The 9,070-nt window shown below is 59.1% G+C and carries 7 protein-coding genes; 5 read left to right on the top strand and 2 right to left on the bottom strand.

The features are described 5' to 3' along the window. Positions 1 to 132 precede the first annotated feature (132 nt). Positions 133 to 1,473 carry a 30S ribosomal protein S12 methylthiotransferase RimO gene (rimO, locus tag ACESMW_RS17695; protein ID WP_372988305.1) on the bottom strand — a complete coding sequence of 447 codons (1,341 nt, stop codon included), beginning with the start codon at positions 1,471 to 1,473 and terminating at the stop codon, positions 133 to 135. Positions 1,474 to 1,769: 296 nt separating this feature from the next. Between rimO and ACESMW_RS17690 the strand changes: the two genes are divergently transcribed. The 4 genes from ACESMW_RS17690 (at position 1,770) to ACESMW_RS17675 (ending at position 6,318) form a co-directional block, all read left to right on the top strand. Then, a complete protein-coding gene (locus tag ACESMW_RS17690; protein WP_372988304.1) occupies positions 1,770 to 2,186 on the top strand; it encodes a PilZ domain-containing protein in 417 nt (138 codons plus the stop codon). A gap of 138 nt (positions 2,187 to 2,324) precedes the next feature. Continuing rightward, on the top strand, positions 2,325 to 3,239 hold the full coding sequence (cysD, locus tag ACESMW_RS17685) for a sulfate adenylyltransferase subunit CysD (RefSeq protein WP_372988303.1): 915 nt from the start codon (positions 2,325 to 2,327) through the stop codon (positions 3,237 to 3,239). A 180-nt stretch (positions 3,240 to 3,419) separates the two neighbouring features. Further along, entirely contained in the window at positions 3,420 to 5,078 is a 1,659-nt protein-coding gene (gene cysN / locus ACESMW_RS17680) for a sulfate adenylyltransferase subunit CysN (RefSeq protein ID WP_372988302.1), read from the top strand. Between the two features lie 223 nt (positions 5,079 to 5,301). Then, positions 5,302 to 6,318 carry a nucleoid-associated protein gene (locus ACESMW_RS17675; RefSeq protein ID WP_372988301.1) on the top strand — a complete coding sequence of 339 codons (1,017 nt, stop codon included), beginning with the start codon at positions 5,302 to 5,304 and terminating at the stop codon, positions 6,316 to 6,318. A 201-nt stretch (positions 6,319 to 6,519) separates the two neighbouring features. Here ACESMW_RS17675 and trmH read toward each other — a convergent pair whose 3' ends face one another. Next, complete coding sequence (gene trmH, locus ACESMW_RS17670) at positions 6,520 to 7,221, bottom strand: tRNA (guanosine(18)-2'-O)-methyltransferase TrmH (RefSeq protein ID WP_372988300.1); 702 nt, start codon at positions 7,219 to 7,221, stop codon at positions 6,520 to 6,522. A 359-nt stretch (positions 7,222 to 7,580) separates the two neighbouring features. On the opposite strand from trmH, the gene miaB reads away from it, so the two are divergent. Then, positions 7,581 to 8,927, top strand: coding sequence for a tRNA (N6-isopentenyl adenosine(37)-C2)-methylthiotransferase MiaB (gene miaB, locus ACESMW_RS17665; protein ID WP_372988299.1), 1,347 nt, complete (start codon positions 7,581 to 7,583; stop codon positions 8,925 to 8,927). Positions 8,928 to 9,070: the final 143 nt, after the last annotated feature.

The following is a 9,070-nucleotide window of genomic DNA, read 5'->3' as shown; positions in this document are numbered from 1 at the left end:
CCCAAAAATGTTGAAGGCCAAGGATGGCCTGAAACAAGCGCACATGGACGTGCTCGTAGCGGTTTTTGGGAGGCGCCGCCCGCCAAGGCCCTCCCGCAAAACCAGAAGGCTAGGAGCCCAAGTCAAACCCAATCACACAAGCCGACCCCATAGATCGTGCTCATCAGCATGCTCCACAACCGCCTGAACAATTTGACCCGGAGCGAGGTCAGTCTCTCCGTTAAGGTAAACCATGCCGTCAATCTCCGGCGCATCCGCCTTGGAACGACCGATGGCACCTTCCTCGTCAACTTCGTCGATGAGAACGTCGATGGTCTTGCCGATTTTGGCTTGCAGACGGGCCGCTGAAATCTCGGCCTGCTTGGCCATGAAACGGGCCAGGCGCTCTTCTTTTACATCCTCGGGGACGGCACCTTCCAGTTCGTTGGCCCTGGCACCTTCCACCGGACTGTAGGTGAACGCACCCACGCGGTCGAGCTGGGCTTCGTCGAGCCAGTCCAGCAGGTACTGGAAGTCTTCCTCGGTTTCACCCGGGAAGCCGACGATGAACGTGGAGCGGATAGTCAGTTCCGGACAGATTTCCCGCCACTTCTTGATGCGCTCCAGAGTCTTGCTGTCATGGGCCGGGCGTTTCATGGCCTTGAGGACTTCCGGGCTGGCGTGCTGGAAAGGGATATCCAGGTACGGCAGGATCTTGCCTTCGGCCATCAGCGGGATGATGTCGTCCACATGCGGGTACGGGTACACGTAGTGCAGGCGTACCCAGACGCCCAGCTCACCCAGGGCCTCGCATAGGGACTGCATTTTGGTCTTCAGCGGACGACCCTGCCAGAAACCGGTGCGGTACTTGATATCCACGCCGTAGGCGGAGGTGTCCTGGGAGATGACCAGCAACTCCTTCACGCCGGCGTCCACCAGCCGCTTGGCCTCGTCCATCACGTCTCCGATCGGGCGGCTGACCAGGTCGCCGCGCATGGACGGGATGATGCAGAAGGTGCAGCGGTGGTTACAGCCTTCGGAGATTTTCAGGTAAGCATAATGTCGCGGGGTCAGTTTGATGCCCTGGGGCGGAACCAGATCCACGAAAGGGTCGTGTTCTTTCTTCGGGGGCACGTACTGGTGGACTGCGCCGACGACCTCTTCATAGGCATGGGGCCCGGAGACGGCCAGGACGCCCGGGTGGGTTTCACGGATCTTGTCCGCTTCCACGCCCATGCAGCCGGTGACGATAACCTTGCCGTTTTCGTTCATTGCCTCGCCGATGGCGTCCAGGGATTCCTGCTTGGCTGCATCGATGAAGCCGCAGGTGTTGACGACCACGATATCGGCGTCGTCATAGGTGGGCACCACATCGTAACCGTCCTGGCGAAGCTGGGTCAGGATGCGTTCGGAGTCCACCAGGGCCTTCGGGCAACCAAGGCTGATGAAGCCTACTTTGCCGCCGCCGGCGGCCGTTTCAGTTTTGTCGGTCATAGCGTCTACAGGAATTCCCGGAGCGGCATGTCGCTCCTGCAATGGATGAAAGCGCGTAGTTTACCCCAGCACAGTACCGGACTGCAGCCCGGCCAGGTCGGTGGAAAATACGGACCAGGAGCCAAAACTTTGACGCCCTGCCCGGAAAGACGTCACAAATCTGCCACATCAGGCGTCAGGTATCTTGCTGTTCACATTTTAAACACATAGAATCATGAACGCTTAAGTGTTTTTTCTGGAAGGATTTTATGGGAAAGGCAGCTTCTTTTCAGACCAGTCACGCCAGAAGAGTACGAATGAAAACAACAACGGCGAAACCCAACCTGCGCAACCAACAGCGCGTCGATGTCTCTGCGGACATTACCATTGAAAAGCCTGACGGCGAATGCCTGACCTGCTCTGTCGCCAACCTGTCGCGCAGCGGAGTGATGATTTCCTGCAACGAGAATGCCGTCAAACAATTGATACCGGATCGGAAAGCTCCGGCTCCCGGGCATTGGATTCCAGTCAAGACGCGCTTTTCCGTTCCTGTTGTCCCCACTCAGCCGGTATCTATTATTGCCGAGGGCAGCATCGTCAACATGCGCCGCGTTGCCCGGGACGAGTTCCATCTCGGAATTCAGTTCGCCGAATTCGAAGGCAACGGCTACGACTACGTCGACCGTTATGTCTCGCAACTCCTGGCCGATCTTCGCAAGCCCGCCGGGACCTGAGAGACCACTGCTCAAGCCCATTGAAGACTGGCGAACGCTATATTTTTATAGCCTGAAATTCTAGCCAGACTCCTTCTTATGCCATTGCTGGCTCTGTTATAGTTGCAGAACGTAACTGCACAGCCTCGCCAGCAATGGATGATCATGACCACATATAACCTCACGCACCTGAAACAGCTGGAAGCGGAAAGCATCCACATTATCCGGGAAGTGGCCGCCGAGTTTGACAACCCGGTGATGCTCTACTCCATCGGGAAAGACTCCGCCGTGATGCTGCACCTGGCCCGCAAGGCCTTCTATCCGGGCAAGCCGCCCTTCCCCCTGATGCACGTGGACACCACCTGGAAATTCCGGGACATGATCGAATTCCGGGATCGCAAGGTGAAGGAGTATGGCCTCGACCTGATCGTGCACATCAACGAGGAAGGTGTGAAACAGGGCATCGGCCCGTTTACCCACGGCAGCGCCAAGCACACCGACGTGATGAAAACACAGTCTCTGAAGCAGGCCCTGGACAAGTACAAGTTCGATGCCGCATTCGGCGGAGCCCGCCGGGACGAGGAGAAATCCCGGGCCAAGGAGCGGGTGTATTCGTTCCGGGATGAGCATCACCGCTGGGATCCGAAGAACCAGCGCCCCGAACTGTGGAATATCTACAACGGCAAGATCAACAAGGGCGAAAGCATCCGGGTGTTCCCGCTCTCCAACTGGACCGAGCTGGATATCTGGCAGTACATCTACCTCGAAAACATCGAGATCGTTCCCCTCTACTATGCCGCCAAACGCCCGGTGGTCGAGCGCGATGGCTCCCTGATCATGGTGGACGACGACCGCATGCCCCTGAAGGAAGGCGAGGAGCCGATGATGAAGTCGGTGCGCTTCCGCACCCTGGGCTGCTACCCGCTGACCGGCGCCATCGAATCCGAGGCGGACACCCTGCCGGAAATCATCCAGGAAATGCTACTAGCCACCAGCTCCGAGCGCCAGGGGCGGGTGATTGACCATGACTCCGCGGGTTCGATGGAGCAGAAAAAGCGCGAAGGCTACTTCTAGAACCTGAACATGGGGTCTGAAGAACTCGTTCTTCTGACCCCGAGTTAGCGCCGGACTCCGAGTTGAAATCATGAAGATGGGGTCAGAAGAACGAGTTCTTCAGACCCCGGAGTTGAATTGAAAATGGGGTCAGATGAAAGCTTTCATCTGACCCCGACTTTACCCAAAAGGGTTCCAAGCATGTCTCACACCTCAGATCTTATCGCCGAAGACATCCAGGCCTATCTGAAACAGCACGAAAACAAGGAACTGCTGCGGCTGCTCACCTGCGGCAGCGTCGATGACGGCAAGAGCACCCTGATCGGGCGCCTGCTGCATGACACCAAGATGATCTACGAAGATCACATGGCCAGCCTGAAGACCGACAGCGCCAAGATGGGCACCACCGGGGAAAAGCTGGACCTCGCCCTGCTGGTGGATGGCCTCCAGGCGGAGCGGGAACAGGGCATCACCATCGATGTCGCCTACCGCTATTTCTCCACCGACAAGCGCAAGTTCATCATCGCCGACACCCCGGGCCATGAGCAGTACACCCGTAACATGGCCACCGGTGCGTCCACCGCGCAACTGGCGATTCTGATGATCGATGCCCGCTACGGGGTACTTACCCAGACCCGTCGGCATTCCTACATCGCCTCCCTGCTAGGCATCCGACACATCGTCGTGGCGGTGAACAAGATGGACCTGGTGGATTTCAGTGAGGAGCGGTTCAACGAAATCAAGGACGACTACCTGGCCTTTGCCGCCAAACTGGGACTGAAGGACATCCGTTTCGTACCGATTTCTGCCCTGGAAGGTGACAACGTGGTGAACAAGAGCGAGAACACGCCCTGGTTCACTGGCCAGCCATTGATGGAAATCCTGGAAACCGTCGAAGTCTCCCGGGACAAGAACCTGGAGCATTTCCGCTTCCCGGTGCAGTACGTCAACCGCCCGGACCTCGATTTCCGGGGCTTCTGCGGCACCATCGCCTCTGGCGTCATCCGCCCCGGCGAGAAGGTCATGGTCCTGCCCTCCAGGCGCACCAGCAAGGTAAAGGACATTGTGACCTTCGATGGCAAGCTCGATGAAGCCTACATCGACCAGGCCGTCACCCTGACCCTGGAAGACGAAATCGATGTCAGCCGGGGCGACATGCTGGTGAAAGTGGAAGACGAGCCGGAAGTGGCCAACCGGTTCAACGCCAACATCGTGTGGATGACCGACGCGCCGCTGGAAACCGGGCGGCTGTATGACATCAAGCTCGGCCCCACCTTCACCTCCGGGACGGTCAAGAAGATCCACCACCAGACCGATGTGAACACCCTGGAGCAACAGGCCAGCCCGAGCCAGTTGGCGCTGAACGAGATCGGCCTGTGCGAGCTGACACTGAACCAGCCGATCGCGTTTGACGCCTACCAGCGTAACCACGCCACCGGCAGCTTTATCGTTGTCGACCGCCTGACCAACGTGACTGTCGGCGCGGGCATGATTGCCGGGCTCGCCGACGGCTCCGAATCCCTGGATCCGGTGACCGCGGAAGAGCGCGAGCGTCGGCTGGCCCAGAAGCCGGTCATTATTGCCTGCGACGGCAAGCAGGCACCGGCGCTGGCACTGGCGGTCGAGCGCGCCCTGTTCGATCAGGGCAAGACCGCCGTGGTGCTGAGCAAGGAGAATGCCGGAGACGCCGACGAACGCCGCCGGACGGCACAACTGTTGACCGCCCACGGACTGGTTGCGATTGCCGTGAATCTGGGGACTGACATTGCCAATGCGGCGGTGAGTGCAGGCTCTGCGGAGGAGATTCCGGGGGCGGTGCAGGAACTGGTGCAGGGCCTGGTTCGGGGTAAGCGGATCTGAGAACGGAGGTTGTCCACTAAGAAGGGGTCAGAAGAAGGCTTTCTTCTGACCCCGAATTCACCGCGAGCTCCAGGTGGCCGCCCCAGGGGTCTGAAGAAAACCTTCTTCTGACCCCAAGTTCACGCCACCCCCACCGCTTCCCCCCACAAGTTGCTACAATGCACAGCCCCGAGCGCGCACCGCCCTCGGGGCTTTGTCGTTCATCAACCGGGGAACAACACGCATGGCCATCAAACACCTACGCACCGCCTTTGCCAGCCAGTATCAGCCGGGGCAGCCCGCGCGCCTCAACAGTGGCGAGGCCCTGCAGGAACCCGGTGGCGATTACGAGGCCCTGCACAAACAGATGAAGCGCCTGTTCAACAGCAAACCGGGCAAGAAGTACGGCCGTTTCTCCGAAGACCTGGGCGAATGTCCGTTCAGCAGCTGGCTCAAGGATTACCGGGAGGACAAGCAGAGCTTCGGCGCCATGACCGACCGCCTGTTCGGCCAGTGGCAGGAGCTGCTCACCGGTTGCCAGGAGGAATTCGACGGCCACCTGATGATCGTCCACGAGGCACTGGCTGACGCCGAGGTGGTCTACCTGCTGATCCTCGAGACTGACAGCGCCATGCGCTTTGACGGCAACCAGGTTCTGGACGCCACTGACGTGCTCAGCCTGTCACGCCTGAACCTGGCCGTGCGCATCGAACTGGATGACTGGCTCGGCGAAAACGGCAGCGAGAACTACCTCACCCTCGTCCACGGCCGCGGCACCGGTGAGCCGGGAGAGCTGTTCATCCGGCTTTGCGGCTTCACAAATAATGTGGACGTGGAAAAGGAAACCATGACCTTTCTGGACGCCGTGGAAGCCTTTGCCAAGACCTCCGAACCGGAAAAAGCCGGCGAAGTCCGCTCCCGCGCCTACGAATTCTGCAAGGAACAGCATGCCCTGGGCGAGCCCGTGGAGATTGAGGCTCTGTCCGGGTATCTGGATGAAAACGAGCCCCAGCGATTCAAGGAATTCGCCAGCCAGAATGCTGAAGTACCGGAAACCGGGGTGTTGCATCCGGACCATCGTAAGGTGAAGAAACTGGTGCGTATTGCCGGGTCTGGTGGGGGGATGAGTGTGTCGTTTTCCTCAGATCTTGTGAATCAGGCGGTTTACTACGACCGGGAGAAGGATGCGCTGACCATTACCCGGTTGCCGAAGGCGTTGCGGGAGCAGTTGCAGCGGTACCTGGAGGCTCGGGAGGAGTGACAGCGAAGGTGAAGCTGGGGTCAGATGAAGGTTTTCATCAGACCCCTGAGTCCATCAGCCCCCTGAGTCGGATCGCAGCCTTGGTGGTTAGGTCGGGGTCTGAAGAACGCCTTCTTCTGACCCCTTTTTAGCGACGGAGTCTGGTTTAAAAATGGGGTCAGATGAAAGCTTTCATCAGACCCCAGCGTTGTGACCCCGACGTTACGCCAGGTGCGGATGCCGAAGCTTGCGCACTTCCTTCATCCACCCCACCCCGTCAACCAGCTCTCCGGTCTCCGGATCAATCGGCGGGTACGGCAGGTTGCGGTCATCGCAGTAGCGCTTCACCGTCGGCTGGCACCAGCAGAACAGAAGCCGGTTATACTCCTCGTCCGGCAGCCGCCGCTGCTCGAACATCCCCGCCAGCTTCCGCTGCCGCTGGGCCTCGGAGAGGATAATGGCGCAGGCCGAAGACACGTTCAGGGACTCCACCATCCCCATCATCGGAATCACAATATGCTCATCCGCCTGATCCGCCGCGGATGAACTCACCCCATCCACCTCGTTACCCATGATCACCGTACACGGCACCGTGTAATCCACCTCCCGGAAATCCACCGCCCGGTCGGATAGCTGAGCCGCATACAGCTTGTGCCCCTGCGCTTTCAGGGCCGCCACGGCATCATCCATCGTCGGATGGGTATGGGTGGTCACCCAGTTGTAACTACCGCCGGCTGTCTTCCGGAAAGCCCGGAAGCCCTCCTTCGGCCAGACCACGTGCATGTTCGCGAGACCAAAGGCGTCACAGGAACGGATGATCGCCGACAGGTTCCGGGGCTTATGGACCTGGTCGGTCAGGACACGAAGATCCGGTTGGCGGGTGTCGAGGGTTTGTTTGATTCGGGCGAGGCGTTCAGGAGTCATGTTTAGTCGGTTTATCTATTCATACTTGCCGGAAACCTCGTGGGCGTATCCGACGGGATTACTCCGTGGTACGGGAAGGGCTTGGCGGTGGGCTTTCCAAAACTGTGCGGAGCCATGGATGGCGGAGCCCAAGCGTCACAGGGACGTGCCGAAGGAGCGTGTTTTGGAAAGCCCACCGACGAGCCCTTCATGCACCCAAAGCATAGAGCCCCGAAATAATACCACACCAAAACTAGCGACAAGCCGAGACAATGGTGGTTGAAGAATAATCACCCCGTTATAATACCCAGTTCCTTTTTGCTAGCGCCCCGAACAAACCACCAGTCCCGGCGCAACATCCACCAGATCACGTGAGAACCATGGCCAAGAAGCTGTATATCAAAACCCACGGCTGTCAGATGAACGAGTACGACTCTGCCCGCATGGCCGATCTGCTCAAAACCGGCGAAACCGTCGAAATGACCGATTCACCGGAAGACGCCGACATCCTGCTGCTGAACACCTGCTCCATCCGCGAGAAAGCCCAGGAGAAGGTTTTTCACCAGCTCGGTCGCTGGAAAAGCCTGAAGAGCAAAAAGCCGGACCTGATTATCGGCGTTGGTGGCTGCGTAGCTTCCCAGGAAGGTCAGGCCATCATTGACCGTGCCCCCTACGTGGACATGGTCTTCGGCCCGCAAACCCTGCACCGCCTGCCGGACATGATCACCGAGATCAAAACCAAGGGTAACGGCGTCGGCGTGGTGGACGTCAGCTTTCCCGAAATCGAGAAGTTTGACAATCTCCCGGAGCCAGGCGCCAACGGCCCGTCTGCCTTCGTCTCCATCATGGAAGGCTGCAGCAAATACTGCACCTTCTGCGTCGTGCCCTATACCCGCGGCGAAGAAGTCAGCCGTCCGGTCGATGACGTGATCGCCGAAGTCGCTCACCTGGCGGGCCAGGGCGTTCGGGAAGTGAATCTGCTTGGCCAGAACGTCAACGCCTATCGAGGCGAGACCCACGACGGCGACGTCATGGACCTGGCCGAGCTGATCGAACTGATCGCCACCATCGACGGCATCGACCGCATCCGCTACACCACCTCACACCCGGTGGAATTCTCGGATGCCCTGATCGACGTCTACGAGAAAGTGCCCGAACTGGTCAGCCACCTGCACCTGCCGGTCCAGAGCGGTTCCGACCGCATCCTGGCAGCGATGAAGCGCGGCCACACGGCCCTGGAGTACAAATCCAAACTCCGCCGCCTGCGCAAGATCCGGCCGGACATCAGTTTCTCCTCGGACTTCATCGTCGGCTTCCCGGGAGAGACCGACAAAGACTTCGAGGACACCATGAAGTTGATCAACGACATCGGCTTCGACGTGTCCTTCAGCTTCGTCTACAGTGCGCGCCCGGGCACCCCGGCCTCCGACCTGCCAGACGACACGCCCATGGATGTGAAGAAGGAACGCCTGGCGATCCTGCAACAGCGGATCAACCAGCAGGCAATGGATATCAGCCGCAAGATGGTGGGCACTACCCAGCGGATTCTGGTGACCGGCTTGTCCAAGAAAGACCCGGGGGAGTATGCGGGGCGCACGGAGAACAACCGGATTGTGAACTTCCGGCACGAAAACCCGGAGGTGGTCGGGCACTTTATTGACGTCGAGATTGTGGAGGCTTATCCCAATTCTCTGCGGGGTGTGCCTGTGGACTCGGAGTTGTATTAAGGCTCAGAACGTATCCGTTTGAGGCTTGGCGTTGGGAGGCTGGTTGGAAGGGCTTCCCAAAAAACGCTCCTTCGGCACGTCCCTGTGACGCTTGGGCTCCGCCATCCATGGCTCCGCACATTTTTGGGAAGCCCTTCCAACCA

This window comes from Marinobacter sp. (assembly GCF_041690455.1).
GTDB lineage: Bacteria > Pseudomonadota > Gammaproteobacteria > Pseudomonadales > Oleiphilaceae > Marinobacter.
Note: the sequence above shows the minus strand (reverse complement) of the source record. Positions and strands in the feature narration are given on the sequence as shown.